This window comes from Escherichia sp. 93.0816, from assembly GCF_013368855.2.
Taxonomy (GTDB): domain Bacteria; phylum Pseudomonadota; class Gammaproteobacteria; order Enterobacterales; family Enterobacteriaceae; genus Escherichia; species Escherichia ruysiae.
Genome location: NZ_JABWNC020000005.1, coordinates 59,873 through 78,315 on the forward strand (window position 1 = coordinate 59,873; position 18,443 = coordinate 78,315).

An 18,443-nucleotide genomic window follows, 5' to 3' on the forward strand; every position below is an offset into this window, starting at 1 on the left:
TACTTCATTTCGCCATGACTGGCATCAGCAATAAAGTTTCCCTTCTTCCTGCCGATAACGAGAACAACTTGTTTTCAGGAAGGTGCCTTATGATTAACCGTATCCGCGTAGTCACGCTGCTGATGATGGTGCTGGGGGTATTTGCACTGTTACAGCTTATTTCCGGCAGTCTGTTTTTTTCTTCGCTTCACCATAGCCAGAAAAGCTTTGTCGTTTCCAATGAACTACGGGAACAACAGAGTGAGCTAACCTCAACCTGGGATTTAATGCTACAAACGCGCATTAACCTGAGTCGTTCAGCGGTGCGGATGATGATGGATTCATCCAATCAACAAAGCAGTGCAAAAGTTGAATTGCTCGATAGCGCCAGGAAAACATTGGCACAGGCGTCTACCCATTATAAAAAATTCAAAAGCATGGCACCGTTACCTGAAATGGTCGCCACCAGTCGTAATATTGATGAAAAATACAAAAACTATCACACAGCGTTAACTGAACTGATTGATTATCTTGATTATGGCAATACTGGCGCCTATTTCGCTCAACCAACCCAGGGAATGCAAAATGCGATGGGCGAAGCGTTTGCTCAGTACGCCCTCAGTAGTGAAAAACTTTACCGCGATATCGTCACTAACAATGCAGAAGATTACCGCTTTTCCCAGTGGCAACTGGCGATTATCGCGCTGGTGGTGGTATTAATTTTGCTGGTGGCGTGGTTCGGCATCCGCCGCATGTTGCTTAACCCGCTGGCGAAAATCATTGCTCACATTCGCGAAATTGCCGGCGGTAACCTGGCGAATAGCCTCATCATTGATGGACGCAGTGAAATGGGCGAACTGGCGCAGAGCGTTTCGCATATGCAGCGTTCCTTGACCGACACAGTTACTCACGTGCGGCAGGGGTCGGACGCCATCTATGCCGGCACACGTGAAATTGCAGCGGGCAATACCGATCTTTCATCACGCACTGAACAGCAGGCATCCGCGCTGGAAGAAACTGCCGCCAGCATGGAACAGCTCACCGCGACGGTAAAACAGAACGCCGATAACGCCCGTCAGGCCTCGCAACTGGCACAAAGTGCCTCCGACACCGCGCAGCACGGCGGCAAAGTGGTGGATGGCGTGGTGAAAACCATGCATGAAATCGCCGACAGTTCGAAGAAAATCGCCGACATTATTAGCGTAATCGACGGCATTGCATTCCAGACCAATATCCTCGCGCTGAATGCCGCTGTTGAAGCCGCGCGTGCCGGGGAGCAGGGGCGTGGTTTTGCTGTGGTGGCGGGCGAAGTGCGTAATCTTGCCAGTCGCAGCGCCCAGGCAGCAAAAGAGATCAAAGCTCTGATAGAAGACTCAGTTTCCCGTGTTGATACCGGTTCGGTGCTGGTCGAAAGCGCCGGGGAAACGATGACGAATATCGTTAATGCGGTTACGCGCGTCACCGACATTATGGGGGAAATAGCTTCAGCCTCCGATGAGCAGAGCCGTGGCATTGATCAAGTTGCGCTGGCCGTGTCGGAAATGGATCGCGTCACTCAACAGAATGCCTCGTTGGTGCAGGAGTCAGCCGCCGCTGCTGCCGCACTGGAAGAGCAGGCCGGTCGTTTAACTCAGGCTGTATCCGCATTTCGTCTGGCTGCAAGTCAGCTAAACCACAAACCACCACTAAAATCCCGGCCTGCCAGTGAGCAATCACCAGTACAGTCGCGGCGGCGTATCGCGGAACAAGAGCCAAACTGGGAAACATTTTGATGGGTATTTACTCAAGCGCCATTGCCGCCAGATGAGGCCGATGATGCAACAGAACGTCGCGCTTATCGTTTCTGATGGCGCTATTACAACACAATCGGCGCAGTTACAGGCTGTGTCAGTGGTTTCCTGAAGTGATTGAGAAGGCGCTATGACATCATCTCAGCCCTGTGGGCAAACGTCTTTATTGTTACAGATGACCGAGCGCCTGGTGCTTTCCGACGTTCATTTTCGGCGGATAAGTCAATTGATCTATCAACGGGCGGGGATCGTTCTGGCCGATCACAAGCGTGACATGGTCTACAACCGGTTGATACGCCGTTTGCGTTCGCTGGGACTGGTCGATTTTGGTCATTATCTGAACATGCTGGAATCTAATCAGCACAGCGGCGAGTGGCAGGCATTTATTAACTCGCTGACCACCAACCTGACGGCATTTTTCCGTGAAGGGCATCATTTCCCACTGATCGCGGCTCACGCTCGCCGTCGTTCCGGAGAATATCGTGTATGGAGCGCGGCGGCGTCGACAGGTGAAGAGCCGTACAGTATTGCCATGACGCTGGCGGACACATTAGGCACCGCGCCCGGACGCTGGAAAGTGTTCGCCAGTGATATCGACACCGAAGTGCTGGAAAAAGCCAGAAGCGGTATTTATCGCCATGAAGAACTGAAAAACCTGACGCCACAACAACTCCAGCGTTACTTCATGCGCGGCACGGGGCCGCATGAAGGGCTGGTGCGCGTGCGCCAGGAACTGGCGAGCTATGTCGATTTTTCCCCGCTGAATTTGTTGGCGAAACAGTACACCGTACCGGGGCCGTTTGATGCGATCTTCTGTCGTAACGTCATGATCTACTTTGATCAAACGACCCAACAGGAGATTTTGCGCCGCTTCGTACCACTACTTAAACCTGACGGATTGCTGTTTGCGGGGCACTCTGAAAATTTCAGCCACCTTGAGCGCAGCTTCACGCTGCGTGGGCAGACGGTGTATGCGCTAAGTAAGGATTAACCATGAGCAAAATCAGGGTGTTGTCTGTCGATGATTCGGCACTGATGCGCCAGATCATGACGGAAATCATCAACAGCCATAGCGATATGGAAATGGTGGCAACGGCGCCCGATCCGCTGGTCGCGCGAGATTTGATTAAGAAATTCAACCCCGATGTGCTGACGCTGGATGTTGAAATGCCACGGATGGACGGACTGGATTTCCTCGAAAAGTTAATGCGTTTGCGTCCAATGCCCGTTGTGATGGTTTCTTCTCTGACCGGCAAAGGTTCTGAAGTGACGCTGCGCGCGCTGGAGTTGGGGGCGATAGATTTTGTCACTAAACCGCAACTGGGTATTCGAGAAGGGATGCTGGCGTACAGCGAAATGATCGCTGAAAAGGTGCGTACGGCGTCAAGGGCGAGCCTCGCGGCGCATAAACCGTTATCGACCCCGGCAACGCTGAAGGCAGGTCCGTTATTGAGTTCAGAAAAACTGATTGCGATTGGCGCTTCAACGGGCGGAACCGAGGCAATTCGGCACGTATTGCAGCCGCTGCCGCTTTCCAGCCCGGCACTGCTAATCACCCAGCATATGCCGCCTGGCTTTACCCGTTCTTTTGCCGACCGCCTGAATAAGCTGTGTCAAATCGGCGTGAAAGAGGCGGAAGACGGTGAGCGCGTCTTACCGGGACATGCCTATATCGCCCCAGGCGATCGACATATGGAACTGGCGCGCAGCGGCGCGAACTATCAAATCAAAATTCACGATGGCCCGGCGGTTAACCGTCATCGACCGTCGGTGGATGTGTTGTTTCATTCTGTCGCCAGACAGGCGGGGCGCAATGCGGTTGGGGTGATCCTCACCGGTATGGGCAACGACGGTGCGGCGGGAATGTTGTCGATGCGTCAGGCGGGGGCATGGACCCTTGCGCAAAACGAAGCAAGCTGTGTGGTGTTCGGTATGCCGCGCGAGGCTATCAATCTGGGGGGCGTCTGCGAAGTGGTCGATCTTAGCCAGGTAAGCCAGCAAATGCTGGCGAAAATCAGTGCCGGACAGGCGATACGTATTTAAATCAGGAGTGTGAAATGGCGGATAAAGAACTTAAATTTTTGGTTGTGGATGACTTTTCCACCATGCGACGCATTGTGCGTAACCTACTGAAAGAGCTGGGTTTCAACAATGTTGAGGAAGCAGAAGATGGCGCTGATGCTCTCAACAAGTTACAGGCGGGCGGTTATGGTTTTGTGATCTCCGACTGGAATATGCCGAATATGGATGGTCTGGAATTGCTGAAAACCATTCGTGCTGATGGGGCGATGTCGGCGTTGCCAGTGCTGATGGTGACCGCAGAGGCGAAGAAAGAGAACATTATCGCGGCAGCACAAGCGGGGGCCAGTGGCTATGTGGTTAAGCCATTTACCGCCGCGACGCTGGAGGAAAAACTCAACAAAATCTTTGAGAAACTGGGCATGTGAGGATGCGACTATGATGCAACCATCAATCAAACCTGCTGATGAACATGCAGCCGGCGATATCATAGCGCGCATCGGCAGCCTGACGCGTATGCTGCGTGACAGCCTGCGTGAGCTGGGGCTGGATCAGGCGATAGCCGAAGCAGCGGAAGCCATCCCTGATGCCCGCGATCGCCTGTTCTACGTTGTGCAGATGACCGCGCAGGCCGCAGAGCGGGCGCTGAACAGCGTTGAGGCGTCGCAACCGCATCAGGATCAAATGGAGAAATCAGCAAAAGCGTTAACCCAACGTTGGGATAACTGGTTTGCCGATCCGATTGACCTTGCCGATGCCCGGGAACTGGTGATGGATACGCGGCAATTTCTGGCGGATGTGCCCGCTCATACCAGCTTCACTAACGCGCAGTTACTGGAAATTATGATGGCGCAGGATTTTCAGGATCTCACCGGGCAGGTGATTAAAAGGATGATGGATGTGATTCAGGAAATTGAACGCCAGCTGTTGATGGTGCTGCTGGAAAACATCCCGGAGCAGGATGCGCGCCCGAAACGTGAAAACCAAAGTTTGCTTAACGGACCACAGGTCGATACCAGCAAAGCCGGTGTGGTTGCCAGTCAGGATCAGGTTGACGATTTACTGGATAGTCTTGGGTTTTGATTTGTATTGCCTGATGTGACGTGACCGCGTCATATCAGGCGGTCGGATAAGGCGTTTACACCACATCCGACAAACGTGCACCATGCCTGGTGTACTCCGGCAAAAGCCCCAAATCCCACCTGTTTTGCCCCTTACTCCAGGCATTGAACGCTTTTCGCTCTGGCATTATTCACGCTTATCACCATTTCCAGGATTGGCGACGTGTCTGACGAGAGCGACGACAAAACAGAAGCCCCCACACCTCACCGACTTGAAAAAGCGCGGGAAGAGGGGCAGATCCCACGCTCCCGTGAGCTGACTTCACTGCTGATTTTGCTGGTTGGCGTGTGTGTTATCTGGTTTGGTGGCGCGTCTCTGGCACGGCGGTTGTCGGGGATGCTCTCCGCCGGGCTGCATTTTGATCACAGCATCATCAATGATCCCAACCTGATCCTCGGACAGATTATTTTGCTGATCAGAGAAGCCATGCTGGCACTGTTGCCGCTGATCAGCGGGGTGGTGCTGGTGGCGCTTATTTCGCCGGTCATGCTGGGGGGGCTGGTATTTAGCGGCAAATCATTGCAACCGAAGTTTTCTAAACTCAACCCGCTACCGGGCATTAAACGTATGTTCTCTGCGCAAACTGGTGCGGAGCTGCTGAAAGCTATCCTGAAATCTACACTGGTTGGCTGTGTTACTGGCTTTTATCTCTGGTATCACTGGCCGCAGATGATGCGCTTAATGGCGCAGTCCCCCATTACCGCAATGGCTAACGCGATGGATGTTGTGGGGTTATGCGCGCTTTTAGTGGTGCTTGGTGTCATTCCGATGGTGGGATTTGACGTCTTTTTTCAAATTTTCAGCCATCTGAAAAAGCTGCGTATGTCACGACAGGATATTCGTGACGAGTTCAAACAAAGCGAAGGCGATCCGCATGTCAAAGGGCGAATTCGTCAGATGCAGCGTGCTGCCGCGCGGCGTCGGATGATGGCCGATGTGCCGAAAGCGGACGTCATTGTTAATAACCCAACTCACTACTCAGTGGCATTGCAATATGACGAAAACAAAATGAGCGCACCGAAGGTCGTTGCTAAAGGCGCGGGGCTGGTGGCGTTACGCATTCGTGAAATTGCCGCTGAAAATAACGTTCCGACGCTCGAAGCGCCGCCGCTGGCGCGCGCACTGTATCGACACGCAGAGATCGGCCAGCAAATTCCCGGTCAACTGTATGCCGCCGTGGCGGAAGTGCTGGCCTGGGTCTGGCAACTGAAACGCTGGCGTCTGGCCGGTGGACAACGCCCTGTACAACCGACTCATCTTCCGGTGCCGGAAGCCCTGGATTTTATCAACGAGAAACCGTCCCATGAGTAATCTGGCCGCGATGCTGCGCCTGCCCGCAAACCTGAAATCGACACAATGGCAGATCCTTGCCGGGCCTATTTTGATCCTGCTGATTTTGTCGATGATGGTGCTGCCATTGCCCGCATTCATCCTCGACCTGCTGTTTACCTTCAATATTGCCTTGTCGATTATGGTGTTGCTGGTGGCGATGTTTACCCAGCGCACGCTTGAGTTTGCCGCGTTTCCGACCATTCTGTTGTTTACCACGCTGCTGCGTCTGGCGCTTAATGTGGCTTCCACGCGTATCATTTTGATGGAAGGCCATACCGGCGCGGCGGCGGCAGGGAAGGTCGTCGAAGCGTTCGGTCATTTTCTCGTGGGCGGTAACTTTGCCATCGGCATTGTGGTGTTTGTCATCCTCGTGATCATCAACTTTATGGTCATTACCAAAGGTGCCGGACGTATCGCGGAAGTGGGCGCGCGCTTTGTTCTCGACGGTATGCCGGGTAAGCAGATGGCGATTGATGCCGACCTCAACGCTGGCCTGATTGGCGAAGATGAAGCAAAAAAGCGACGTTCAGAAGTGACCCAGGAAGCTGATTTTTACGGCTCAATGGACGGGGCGAGTAAGTTTGTCCGGGGTGATGCTATCGCCGGGATCCTCATCATGGTCATTAACGTTGTTGGCGGATTGCTGGTTGGTGTGTTGCAACATGGCATGAGCATGGGTCATGCAGCGGAAAGTTATACGCTGTTGACCATCGGTGATGGCCTGGTTGCGCAAATACCAGCACTGGTTATTTCTACCGCTGCGGGGGTTATCGTTACGCGAGTCAGCACCGATCAGGATGTTGGCGAGCAGATGGTGAATCAGCTTTTCAGTAACCCCAGAGTCATGTTGTTAAGTGCCGCAGTGCTGGGTTTACTTGGTCTGGTGCCGGGAATGCCAAACCTGGTATTTTTACTGTTCACAGCGGGATTGCTGGGGCTGGCGTGGTGGATACGTGGACGCGAGCAAAAAGCGCCTGCTGAACCGAAACCGGTGAAGATGGCGGAAAATAATGCCGTTGTCGAAGCGACCTGGAACGATGTGCAACTGGAAGATTCTCTGGGAATGGAAGTGGGTTATCGGCTGATCCCGATGGTCGATTTTCAGCAGGATGGCGAGTTGCTTGGTCGTATTCGCAGTATTCGCAAGAAATTTGCTCAGGAGATGGGCTTTCTGCCACCAGTGGTGCACATCCGCGACAATATGGATCTACAACCTGCCCGCTATCGTATCTTGATGAAAGGCGTTGAGATTGGCAGTGGTGATGCTTATCCGGGGCGCTGGCTGGCTATTAACCCAGGAACAGCCGCCGGGACGCTACCCGGTGAAGTGACTGTCGATCCGGCATTTGGTCTTAATGCTATCTGGATCGAAAGTGCGCTTAAAGAACAAGCGCAGATTCAGGGATATACGGTGGTTGAAGCCAGTACAGTGGTGGCAACGCATCTTAACCACCTCATTAGTCAACATGCCGCAGAACTGTTTGGTCGTCAGGAGGCGCAGCAGTTACTGGATCGCGTGGCGCAGGAGATGCCAAAACTGACGGAGGATCTGGTTCCTGGCGTTGTCACGCTCACTACGCTGCATAAAGTGCTACAAAACTTGCTTGATGAAAAAGTACCGATCCGCGATATGCGCACCATTCTCGAAACGCTGGCGGAACATGCGCCCATCCAGAGCGATCCGCATGAATTAACCGCCGTCGTCCGCGTGGCGCTGGGGCGGGCAATTACTCAGCAGTGGTTCCCCGGTAAAGATGAAGTTCACGTTATTGGTCTGGATACGCCACTGGAGCGGTTACTGTTACAGGCGTTGCAGGGCGGTGGCGGACTGGAACCGGGGCTGGCGGATCGTTTGCTGGCGCAAACCCAGGAAGCATTATCCCGTCAGGAGATGCTGGGTGCGCCGCCAGTACTGTTGGTGAACCACGCGCTGCGCCCGCTATTGTCTCGCTTTCTGCGCCGTAGCCTGCCGCAACTGGTGGTGCTGTCGAATCTCGAACTCTCTGATAACCGGCAGATTCGGATGACGGCGACTATTGGTGGTAAATAATGAGGATCTTACTGGCGATATTGTTGTTTCCGCTGGTTGTACAAGCCGCCGGGGAGGGGATGTGGCAGACAAGTAGTGTGGGCGTTACGCTAAATCATCGCGGTGAGTCGATGTCGTCAGCGCCTCTTTCTTCGCGACAACCTGTTTCAGGATTGATGACGCTGGTGGCGTGGCGTTATCAGCTTATCGGCCCGACACCATCGGGGCTGCGGGTTCGCTTGTGCTCGCAATCTCGTTGTGTCGAATTAGACGGGCAGAGCGGGAACACTGTGGCCTTTTCCGGCATACCGGCAGCAGAACCGTTGCGCTTTATCTGGGAAGTGCCTGGCGGTGGGCGGTTAATTCCGCCGCTGAAGGTACAACGTAATGAAGTGATTGTGAATTATCGCTGAAGTACAAATAAAAAATACGCGCTCGCGAGCATGTTTAATAACTCAGTGAAAAAGGCTCCATGTTTTGTTGCAATTATTTATCAGGAATAGCTTGCAACAAAACATGCCAAAAATATGTGAATTACCCTCTTGTCAAAGGGCTTGGATAAAAATCTTCAGAGTTACGGTATAGCTGCAACTGGCGAGTTCGCGTATTGGTCTGGATGATCATACATGATAGCCATTCTGATTCAGAATAAGGGTTACTTAAATCCTGAACGTCCTCATTTGAAAGGATTAATTCACATTCTTTGTCCCTAAAGTCCAGCCAGGCTCGTTGTGATTTTTTAAGCAAGTTAAGTTGTTCGGTATCAGGTTTTTTTGCACCTGTGCGTGGCACCTGTTCTATATAACGATAAGCTTCACCATAGGCTTTATTTAATTGCGCATCGACGAGATTGTATTCTTGCCGCAGGCATGATTTGATCACGTTAATGTCAGTATCATCATCTGAGTTTTTTTGCCAACAATCTTTGATGGCTGAAATGTCATGGTCATTTACTATAACCGTATCTTCTGCGTAAGCCTGGCAAGAGATAATGCCTAATGTTAATACAAGAAATTTAAACACTGCGGTATTCCTTAAAATCAACCGTTACCGTTTCCCTGGGGCTGGATATTACGCTTCTGGCCTCTTACCCAACAGTGAGAAAACGATGCCATGTCCATTTTCAGAATACATTTAGATGGCAATAAAAAAGCCTGATCGGGTAACCCCGATCAGGCTTCACTCTCACGAAAAATCGATTACATACGCTCTACAGTCTCAATACCCAGCGTATCCAGACCCAGTTTCAGCGTCTTCGCCGTCAGTTGTGCCAGTTTCAGACGGCTGTTACGCACTTCTTCGTTTTCTGCGCTGAGGATTGGACAGTGCTCGTAGAAGCCAGAGAACAGACCCGCCAGATCGTACAGATAAGCACACATCACGTGCGGCGTACCTTCACGAGCAACCACAGTGAGGGTTTCTTCAAACTGCAGCAGGCGAGCAGCCAGTTGTGCTTCGCGATCTTCACGAATGATCACCGGAGCTGCAGCCAGTTGTTCTTCGTTGATTTCCGCTTTACGGAACACGGACAATACACGGGTGTAGGCATACTGCATGTACGGCGCGGTATTACCCTCAAACGCCAGCATGTTGTCCCAGTCGAAGATGTAGTCGGTGGTGCGGTTTTTGGAGAGATCCGCGTATTTCACCGCACCAATACCAACCGCGTTAGCCAGTTTTTCCAGCTCGTCGGCTGGCATGTCCGGGTTCTTCTCTGCCACCAGACGACGTGCGCGTTCCAGTGCTTCATCCAGCAGATCCGCCAGTTTCACCGTACCGCCAGCACGGGTTTTAAACGGTTTGCCGTCTTTGCCCAGCATCATGCCAAACATGTGGTGTTCCAGCGGTACGGATTCCGGCACGTAGCCTGCTTTACGGACGATCGCCCACGCCTGCATCAGGTGTTGATGCTGGCGGGAGTCGATGTAATACAGCACGCGATCGGCATGTAGCGTCTCGTAGCGGTACTTCGCACAGGCGATATCGGTGGTGGTGTAGAGATAGCCGCCATCTTTTTTCTGAATGATCACGCCCATCGGTTCGCCTTCCTTGTTTTTGAACTCATCAAGGAATACGACGGTCGCGCCTTCACTTTCTACTGCCAGACCTTTGGCTTTCAGATCTGCCACGATACCCGGCAGCATCGGGTTATAAAGGCTTTCGCCCATCACGTCATCGCGGGTCAGCGTCACATTCAGACGATCGTAGGTGATCTGGTTCTGCGTCATGGTGATGTCGACCAGCTTGCGCCACATCTCGCGGAAATATTCGTCACCGCTTTGCAGTTTTACCACGTAGTTACGTGCGCGTTCGGCGAACTCTTCATCTTCGTCGTAATGCTTTTTCGCATCGCGGTAGAAACCTTCAAGGTCAGCCAGTTCCATTTCACCGGCGTTTTCCTGCTGCTGCTTTTCCAGCCATGCAATCAGCATACCGAACTGAGTGCCCCAGTCGCCAACGTGGTTAGCGCGAATCACTTTGTGACCGAGGAACTCCAGAGTACGAACTGCCGCGTCACCAATAATGGTGGAACGCAGATGACCGACGTGCATCTCTTTCGCTACGTTTGGCGCGGAGTAGTCAACCACAATGGTCTGTTTTTCTGGCGTAGCAACACCGAGACGATCGGACGCCAGCGCCTGCTGAACATGTTCAGCCAGGAATGCCGGATCAAGGAAAATGTTGATAAAACCAGGACCGGCGATCTCAACTTTGTTGGCGATACCGTTAAGATCCAGATGAGTCAGCACCTGCTCTGCTAATTGTCGCGGTGCCATACCCAGTTTTTTAGCAACTGCCATCATGCCGTTAGCCTGATAGTCGCCGAACTGAACTTTTGCTGACTGACGAACCTGCGGTTCGCAATCCGCAGGCGCGCCTGCCGCAATCATGGCCTGACGGACTTTTTCTGAGAGAAGAGCCTGAATATTCACCGGAATACCTTACATTGATGAAGCGAGCAAAAATTGCCCGCACCAGTTAAAGAAATTAGGGCGGGAGTATACTGCAAATGGCTGTTTTCGTCAGCTACGTGCGCGTGGCGTATTGCCGTTTTCACTATTGCATCAGGAGCGGCGCGAAATCAGCGGTTGGTTGGCGCAGGGCAACAGGGTAAATTAACGCTTTTACTGAAAGACGAAGAGTGATTATGGCGAACTGGCAATCTATCGACGAGTTGCAGGATATTGCAACGGATTTACCGCGATTTATCCACGCATTAGAACAACTTTCACACCGCCTGGGGCTGGATATCACCCCGCTGACTGCCGATCACATTTCTTTGCGTTGCCATCAAAACGCCACGGCTGAACGCTGGCGTCGCGGGTTTGAACAGTGCGGCGAACTCCTGTCAGAAAATATTATCAATGGCAGACCGATTTGCCTGTTTAAATTGCGTGAACCGGTACAGGTTGCTCACTGGCAGTTTTCGATTGTGGAGCTACCGTGGCCTGGGGAAAAACGCTACCCGCACGAAGGCTGGGAACATATCGAAATTGTTCTGCCAGGAGAGCCGGAAACGTTGAATGCCCGTGCGCTGGCGTTGCTTTCTGATGAAGGACTCCGCCAGCCGGGGATCTCGGTTAAAACCAGCTCACCAAAAGGTGAACATGAGCGATTACCGAATCCGACGCTGGCGGTCACCGATGGCAAAACGACGATTAAGTTTCATCCGTGGTCTATCGAAGAGATTGTCGCCAGCGAGCAGTCGGCGTGATTAAGGAGCAAAAATGGCATTACTGGAAATTTGCTGTTACAGCATGGAGTGCGCGCTGACGGCGCAGCAAAACGGTGCCGACAGAATAGAATTGTGTGCGGCACCGAAAGAAGGGGGGCTAACGCCGTCGCTGGGCGTTCTGAAGTCCGTGCGCCAACAGGTTACGATCCCCGTACATCCGATCATCCGCCCACGCGGTGGCGATTTTTGCTACAGCGACGGCGAGTTTGCCGCCATTCTTGAAGATATCCGCACAGTACGCGAATTAGGATTTCCTGGGCTGGTGACGGGGGTTCTGGATGTTGACGGTAATGTCGATATGCCACGAATGGAAAAAATAATGGCGGCTGCCGGTCCGCTGGCAGTCACTTTTCATCGCGCCTTCGATATGTGCGCTAACCCTTTAAATACACTCAATAATCTTGCGGAATTGGGCATTGCCCGGGTACTGACATCAGGGCAAAAATCAGATGCATTGCAAGGTTTATCAAAAATTATGGAACTTATTGCCTATGGTGATGCTCCAATCATCATGGCCGGAGCAGGAGTCCGTGCAGAAAACCTGCACCATTTCCTCGATGCCGGAGTGCTGGAAGTCCATAGCTCTGCAGGAGCGTGGCAAGCCTCACCGATGCGTTATCGTAATCAGGGATTGTCCATGTCATCAGATGCACGCGCGGACGAGTATTCGCGTTATGTCGTAGACGGGACGGCGGTTGCTGAAATGAAAGGAATCATTGAGCGCCATCAGGCCAAATGATTTTTACCGTTGCATCATGTCGCCCAATATGATGCTTGCTCGTACCAGGCCCCTGCCCATTCAACAGGGGCCTTTTTTTATCCTTGAGTAGTATAAAAAATGAACAACTATCGTGTAATAGCGCGCAAATTCATGTTGCTAAAAATGTTATATATATTCATATTAACTATGTAATTTAAATTGTTAAAACTACCAAATATATATTAAAAATAACGACTACTTTCTTCTTTAATAATTAATGGTTAAATTGCAATAAATCATATTCTTTGTCGATTATTTCAGGCAGTGTTGTGCCGAATTTAGTGAGTTATTAATTCGTTGTGTATTTATTTATACAACTAGTTCGGTGTACTGGAATTTAATTAGAGGAATCTATGCGAGGGAAAAAACGCATTTGGTTATTTTTTCTGCTCATGGCAGTAGTGGTGGGTGGCGGTGGGTTATTGCTGGCGCAAAAAACGTTGCACAAAACGTCGGACACGGCATTTTGTCTTTCCTGCCACTCAATGAGCAAACCGTTTGAGGAATATCAGGGGACTGTCCATTTTTCTAATCAAAAAGGTATTCGTGCTGAATGTGCCGATTGCCATATTCCAAAGTCAGGAATGGATTATTTATTTGCTAAATTAAAAGCATCTAAAGATATTTATCATGAATTTGTTAGCGGCAAAATAGACAGCGACGATAAGTTCGAATCCCATCGTCAGGAAATGGCCGAAACAGTGTGGAAAGAATTAAAGGCCTCAGACTCTGCAACGTGCCGTAGTTGCCATTCTTTTGATGCCATGGATATTGCTTCGCAAAGTGAAGCTGCGCAGAAAATGCATAACAAAGCGCAAAAGGACGGCGAAACCTGTATCGATTGTCATAAAGGCATTGCCCATTTTCCGCCTGAAATAAAAATGGATGACAAGGCGGAGCATGAACTGGAAAGTCAGGCCGCCACATCAGTGACTAATGGCGCGCATATTTATCCTTTCAAACCTTCCCGCATAGGTGAACTGGCTACTGTGAATCCTGGCACCGATCTCACGGTTGTTGATGCCAGTGGCAAACAGCCGCTCGTCCTGTTGCAGGGATATCAGATGCAGGGCAGTGAAAACACGCTCTACCTGGCGGCAGGTCAACGGCTGGCGTTAGCCACACTAAGCGAAGAAGGTATCAAGGCGCTAACGATAAACGGGGAATGGAAAGCTGACGAATACGGTAATCAATGGCGTCAGGCGTCATTACAGGGGACGCTTACCGATCCCGCATTAGCAGACCGTAAACCGCTATGGCAATACGCTGAAAAACTTGACGACACCTATTGCGCTGGTTGCCATGCGCCTATTGCCGCCGACCATTACACCGTCAATGCCTGGCCGTCCATTGCCAAAGGGATGGGGGCGCGAACCAGCATGAGCGAAAACGAACTGGATATTTTGACGCGGTACTTCCAGTACAACGCTAAAGATATTACCGAGAAACAGTGATCTTCGTTGATCAGGGAGGAAGTTATGACATTAACAAGACGTGAGTTTATTAAACATAGCGGTATTGCGGCAGGGGCGCTGGTGGTGACATCGGCTGTACCGTTACCTGCCTGGGCAGAAGAGAAGGGCGGTAAAATTCTTACCGCAGGCCGTTGGGGAGCGATGAACGTAGAAGTGAAGGACGGTAAAATTGTTTCTTCTACAGGCGCGCTGGCGAAGACCATCCCGAACTCTTTGCAATCTACGGCGGCGGATCAGGTGCATACCACGGCGCGTATTCAGCATCCGATGGTGCGAAAAAGCTATCTCGACAATCCACTGCAACCGGCGAAAGGTCGCGGCGACGACAGTTACGTTCAGGTGAGCTGGGAACAAGCATTAAAACTGATTCATGAACAACACGATCGCATCCGCAAGGCCAATGGACCATCGGCCATTTTTGCCGGATCTTACGGTTGGCGTTCTTCTGGCGTGTTGCATAAAGCGCAAACTTTACTGCAACGTTATATGAATCTGGCGGGCGGTTATTCAGGACATAGTGGCGATTACTCGACCGGGGCTGCGCAGGTGATCATGCCGCACGTTGTCGGTTCCGTAGAGGTTTATGAACAGCAGACCTCCTGGCCGCTGATTCTGGAAAACAGCCAGGTGGTGGTGTTGTGGGGGATGAACCCGCTGAATACCTTAAAAATTGCCTGGAGCAGTACCGATGAGCAGGGGCTGGAGTACTTCCATCAACTGAAGAAATCTGGCAAACCGGTGATTGCCATTGATCCTATCCGTTCCGAAACGATCGAGTTCTTTGGCGATAACGTCACCTGGATCGCGCCGAATATGGGCACCGACGTGGCGCTGATGTTAGGGGTTGCGCACACCCTGATGACACAAGGCAAACACGATAAAGCGTTCCTTGAAAAATACACCACCGGCTATCCGCAATTTGAAGAGTATCTGACCGGCAAGAAAGATAATTCGCCGAAGAGCGCGGCCTGGGCGGCGGAAATTACCGGTGTGCCGGAAGCGCAGATAGTCAAACTCGCCGAACTGATGGCGGCGAATCGCACGATGCTGATGGCAGGTTGGGGAATTCAGCGCCAGCAATATGGTGAACAGAAACACTGGATGCTGGTGACCCTGGCGGCGATGTTAGGACAGATTGGTACGCCGGGCGGCGGCTTTGGTTTCTCTTATCATTACTCCAACGGTGGCAACCCAACACGCGTTGGCGGTGTACTGCCGGAAATGTCTGCGGCGATTGCCGGACAGGCCAGTGAGGCTGCTGATGATGGCGGAATGACGGCGATCCCTGTCGCCCGTATTGTCGATGCGCTGGAAAATCCTGGCGGCAAATATCAGCACAACGGTAAAGAACAAACTTACCCCAATATCAAAATGATCTGGTGGGCTGGCGGCGGTAATTTCACCCATCACCAGGATACCAATCGTTTGATAAAAGCCTGGCAGAAACCAGAGCTGATCGTCGTTTCTGAATGCTACTGGACGGCAGCAGCTAAACACGCGGATATCGTATTACCGATCACCACATCGTTTGAGCGCAATGACCTAACGATGACCGGCGACTACAGCAACCAGCACATCGTACCGATGAAGCAAGTGGTTGCGCCGCAGTTTGAAGCACGTAACGATTTTGACGTGTTTGCCGACCTTGCTGAATTACTGAAACCTGGCGGAAAAGAGATCTATACCGAAGGTAAAGATGAAATGGCGTGGCTGAAATTCTTTTATGATGCCGCTCAGAAAAGCGCCCGTGCGCAGCGTGTCACCATGCCTGTGTTTAATACCTTCTGGTTGCAAAATAAACTGCTCGAAATGCGCCGCAGCGAGAAGAACGAGCAATATGTTCGCTATGGCGATTTCCGCGCCGATCCGGTGAAAAACGCGCTGGGTACGCCAAGCGGCAAAATTGAGATCTATTCCAAAACGCTGGAAAAATTTGCTTATAAGGATTGCCCGGCGCACCCAACCTGGCTTGCACCTGATGAGTGGAAAGGCACCGCCGACGAGAAGCAGTTGCAGCTTCTGACCGCGCATCCGGCACACCGTTTACACAGTCAGCTTAACTATGCGGAGCTGCGTAAAAAATATGCGGTTGCCGATCGTGAGCCGATCACCATTCACACCGAAGATGCTGCTCGTTTTGGCATTGCGAACGGCGATCTGGTACGCGTCTGGAACAAACGCGGTCAGATCCTGACTGGAGCCGTGGTGACTGACGGGATCAAAAAAGGCGTGGTGTGCGTGCATGAAGGCGCATGGCCAGATCTGGAAAATGGCTTGTGTAAAAACGGCTGCGCAAACGTGTTAACGGCGGATATTCCAAGCTCGCAGCTGGCGAATGCCTGTGCCGGTAACACCTCGCTGGTGTATATCGAAAAATACACGGGCAATGCGCCGAAGTTAACGGCGTTTGATCAGCCAGCCATTCAGGCGTAAGAAATAAATAGCGCCCGGAAATGGGCGCTAAATTTTTACGGCTTACGCGCAATCAGCACCGCGCGTTTAGGCGCAGGATAGCCTTCTACTGTTTTACCCGGATCATGCGGGTCGAGGAAATCGGACAGAGACTCGGTAACCATCCATTCAGTGCGACGCTGCTCTTCTGTTGTGGTGACGCTCACGTCCACAATGCGGATATCAACAAAACCACACTTTTTCAGCCAGTTTTTCAGCGCCAGCGCCGAAGGAATGAAGTAGACATTACGCATTTGCGCGTAACGGTCACCCGGCACCAGCACGGTGTTTTCGTCGCCATCAATAACCAGCGTTTCCAGCACCAGTTCACCTTCATTCACCAGCTGATCTTTCAACTGCCAGAGATGCTCCAGCGGCGAACGGCGATGGTAAAGCACGCCCATCGAAAAGACGGTATCAAAGGCTTTCAGCGCCGGAAGTTGTTCAATGCCTAAAGGCAACAGATGTGCGCGCTGATCGTTACCCAGCAGTTTGCGTACCGCTTCGAACTGGCAGAGGAAGAGTTGGGTCGGGTCGATACCCACCGCCAGATGTGCACCCGCGCCAATCATGCGCCACATGTGATAACCGCTGCCGCAGCCGACATCGAGGATCGTGCGCCCGGTCAAATCAGAGAGATGGGGCAGAACACGATCCCACTTCCAGTCGGAACGCCATTCGGTATCAATGTTAACGCCATACAGCGAGAACGGCCCTTTGCGCCACGGCATCAGGTTGCGCATCAGGGTTTCAATGCGTTTAATTTGCCCGGCACTCAGCGGCTCTTCGCTTTCTGCCGTCACGCTATGCAGTAAATCAAGACGATACGGTTTAATTTCAGGCAGAAATTCCACCGCATTGGACCACTGTTTAAACAGACCGTGCTGCTGTTCACGCTGCCAGTTGGCAATCTGCGCGGGCAGTGTTTCCAGCCAGTGCGAAAGGTGATTTTTGGCAATCAGAGAATAAAAGTTACCAAAGTCGATCATGCAGCGTCCTCTGCTTTTAATGCCACCAGCGAACCAAAGTTAAAGCACTGGAACCATAGCTCGCTATGTTCAAACCCGGCTTGATGCAGACGCGCTTTGTGGGTTTCAACGGAATCAGTCAACATTACGTTTTCTAACATGCTGCGCTTCTGGCTGATTTCCAGCTCGCTGTAACCGTTGGCTCGTTTAAAGTCGTGGTGCATGTTGAACAGCAGTTCACCAACTTTGGCATCTTCGAAACTGAATTTTTCCGAAAGCACCAGCGCGCCGCCAGGATTCAGCCCCTGATAAATTTTATCCAGTAATGCCTGACGTTCAGAAGGTTCCAGGAATTGCAGGGTAAAATTCAGTACCACCATTGACGCGTTTTCAATAGCGATATCGCGAATGTCACCCTCGATCACGTCTACAGGTGTCGGCGCTTTGTATGCATCGATATGGCGACGGCAGCGTTCGATCATCGCTGGAGAGTTGTCGATGGCAATAATTTTGCAATTATCATGATGAATGTTGCGACGCACCGAGAGCGTCGCGGCGCCCAAAGAACAGCCCAAATCGTAGACCTGCGTACCGGGTTGTACAAAGCGTTCAGCCAGCATCCCAATCATTGAAATAATATTGGAATAGCCAGGAACGGAACGCTGGATCATATCCGGGAAGACTTCGGCTACCCGTTCATCAAAGGTCCAGTCACCCAGACTGGCGATAGGGGCAGAAAATAGCGTGTCGCGGTGAGACATAACGTAAAAATCCGGGAAAAA

Annotated in this window: 17 protein-coding genes; 13 read left to right on the plus strand and 4 right to left on the minus strand. The window is 51.7% G+C overall.

What is annotated here, in order from left to right:
* The first annotated feature begins 89 nt into the window (after window positions 1-89).
* The 8 genes from tar to flhE all read left to right on the plus strand — a co-directional run bounded on the left by tar (window position 90) and on the right by flhE (window position 8,684).
* The gene (gene tar / locus HEM79_RS07945; RefSeq protein ID WP_176240962.1) at window positions 90-1,751 is read left to right on the plus strand and encodes a methyl-accepting chemotaxis protein II; all 1,662 of its coding nucleotides are present in this window, start codon (window positions 90-92) and stop codon (window positions 1,749-1,751) included.
* A 148-nt stretch (window positions 1,752-1,899) separates the two neighbouring features.
* On the plus strand, window positions 1,900-2,760 hold the full coding sequence (gene cheR / locus HEM79_RS07950; protein WP_000204527.1) for a protein-glutamate O-methyltransferase CheR: 861 nt from the start codon (window positions 1,900-1,902) through the stop codon (window positions 2,758-2,760).
* A gap of 2 nt (window positions 2,761-2,762) precedes the next feature.
* Window positions 2,763-3,812 (plus strand): protein-glutamate methylesterase/protein glutamine deamidase, encoded by a 1,050-nt coding sequence (cheB, locus tag HEM79_RS07955; protein WP_176240963.1) that lies wholly within the window; start codon window positions 2,763-2,765, stop codon window positions 3,810-3,812.
* 14 nt (window positions 3,813-3,826) lie between these two features.
* Window positions 3,827-4,216, plus strand: a complete 390-nt coding sequence (gene cheY, locus HEM79_RS07960) for a chemotaxis response regulator CheY (protein WP_000763855.1) — start codon at window positions 3,827-3,829, stop codon at window positions 4,214-4,216.
* A gap of 10 nt (window positions 4,217-4,226) precedes the next feature.
* Window positions 4,227-4,871 carry a protein phosphatase CheZ gene (gene cheZ, locus HEM79_RS07965; RefSeq protein ID WP_176240964.1) on the plus strand — a complete coding sequence of 215 codons (645 nt, stop codon included), beginning with the start codon at window positions 4,227-4,229 and terminating at the stop codon, window positions 4,869-4,871.
* 201 nt (window positions 4,872-5,072) lie between these two features.
* Entirely contained in the window at window positions 5,073-6,221 is a 1,149-nt protein-coding gene (gene flhB, locus HEM79_RS07970; RefSeq protein WP_176240965.1) for a flagellar biosynthesis protein FlhB, read from the plus strand.
* Window positions 6,214-8,292 (plus strand): flagellar biosynthesis protein FlhA, encoded by a 2,079-nt coding sequence (gene flhA / locus HEM79_RS07975; RefSeq protein WP_176240966.1) that lies wholly within the window; start codon window positions 6,214-6,216, stop codon window positions 8,290-8,292. Before flhB ends, flhA begins: the two co-directional genes overlap by 8 nt.
* On the plus strand, window positions 8,292-8,684 hold the full coding sequence (flhE, locus tag HEM79_RS07980) for a flagellar protein FlhE (RefSeq protein ID WP_001221460.1): 393 nt from the start codon (window positions 8,292-8,294) through the stop codon (window positions 8,682-8,684). The genes flhA and flhE overlap by 1 nt, the downstream gene beginning before the upstream one ends.
* 121 nt (window positions 8,685-8,805) lie before the next feature.
* On the opposite strand, the gene HEM79_RS07985 is transcribed toward flhE, so the two are convergent.
* Window positions 8,806-9,294 (minus strand): lysozyme inhibitor LprI family protein, encoded by a 489-nt coding sequence (locus tag HEM79_RS07985; RefSeq protein WP_016158432.1) that lies wholly within the window; start codon window positions 9,292-9,294, stop codon window positions 8,806-8,808.
* Between the two features lie 90 nt (window positions 9,295-9,384).
* Here HEM79_RS07985 and yecV point away from each other — a divergent pair, with 90 nt between their 5' ends.
* Complete coding sequence (gene yecV / locus HEM79_RS22600) at window positions 9,385-9,429, plus strand: protein YecV (RefSeq protein ID WP_211180499.1); 45 nt, start codon at window positions 9,385-9,387, stop codon at window positions 9,427-9,429.
* Window positions 9,430-9,470: 41 nt separating this feature from the next.
* On the opposite strand, the gene argS is transcribed toward yecV, so the two are convergent.
* Window positions 9,471-11,204: an arginine--tRNA ligase gene (gene argS / locus HEM79_RS07990; RefSeq protein ID WP_001025300.1), complete on the minus strand. Its 1,734-nt coding sequence runs from the start codon at window positions 11,202-11,204 to the stop codon at window positions 9,471-9,473.
* A 215-nt stretch (window positions 11,205-11,419) separates the two neighbouring features.
* Here argS and HEM79_RS07995 point away from each other — a divergent pair, with 215 nt between their 5' ends.
* From HEM79_RS07995 to torZ, 4 genes are all read left to right on the plus strand, one after another.
* The gene (locus tag HEM79_RS07995; RefSeq protein WP_176240967.1) at window positions 11,420-11,986 is read left to right on the plus strand and encodes a VOC family protein; all 567 of its coding nucleotides are present in this window, start codon (window positions 11,420-11,422) and stop codon (window positions 11,984-11,986) included.
* A gap of 13 nt (window positions 11,987-11,999) precedes the next feature.
* Window positions 12,000-12,746, plus strand: a complete 747-nt coding sequence (gene cutC, locus HEM79_RS08000; protein WP_176240968.1) for a copper homeostasis protein CutC — start codon at window positions 12,000-12,002, stop codon at window positions 12,744-12,746.
* Between the two features lie 374 nt (window positions 12,747-13,120).
* Window positions 13,121-14,221 carry a NapC/NirT family cytochrome c gene (locus tag HEM79_RS08005; RefSeq protein WP_176240969.1) on the plus strand — a complete coding sequence of 367 codons (1,101 nt, stop codon included), beginning with the start codon at window positions 13,121-13,123 and terminating at the stop codon, window positions 14,219-14,221.
* Window positions 14,222-14,245: 24 nt separating this feature from the next.
* Window positions 14,246-16,675: a trimethylamine N-oxide reductase TorZ gene (gene torZ / locus HEM79_RS08010; RefSeq protein WP_176240970.1), complete on the plus strand. Its 2,430-nt coding sequence runs from the start codon at window positions 14,246-14,248 to the stop codon at window positions 16,673-16,675.
* A 35-nt stretch (window positions 16,676-16,710) separates the two neighbouring features.
* Here the strand turns inward: torZ and cmoB are convergent, their stop codons facing one another.
* Together cmoB and cmoA are read right to left on the minus strand one after the other, a co-directional pair.
* Window positions 16,711-17,682 carry a tRNA 5-methoxyuridine(34)/uridine 5-oxyacetic acid(34) synthase CmoB gene (cmoB, locus tag HEM79_RS08015; RefSeq protein ID WP_105285529.1) on the minus strand — a complete coding sequence of 324 codons (972 nt, stop codon included), beginning with the start codon at window positions 17,680-17,682 and terminating at the stop codon, window positions 16,711-16,713.
* Entirely contained in the window at window positions 17,679-18,422 is a 744-nt protein-coding gene (cmoA, locus tag HEM79_RS08020; protein WP_000019621.1) for a carboxy-S-adenosyl-L-methionine synthase CmoA, read from the minus strand. Before cmoA ends, cmoB begins: the two co-directional genes overlap by 4 nt.
* Window positions 18,423-18,443: the final 21 nt, after the last annotated feature.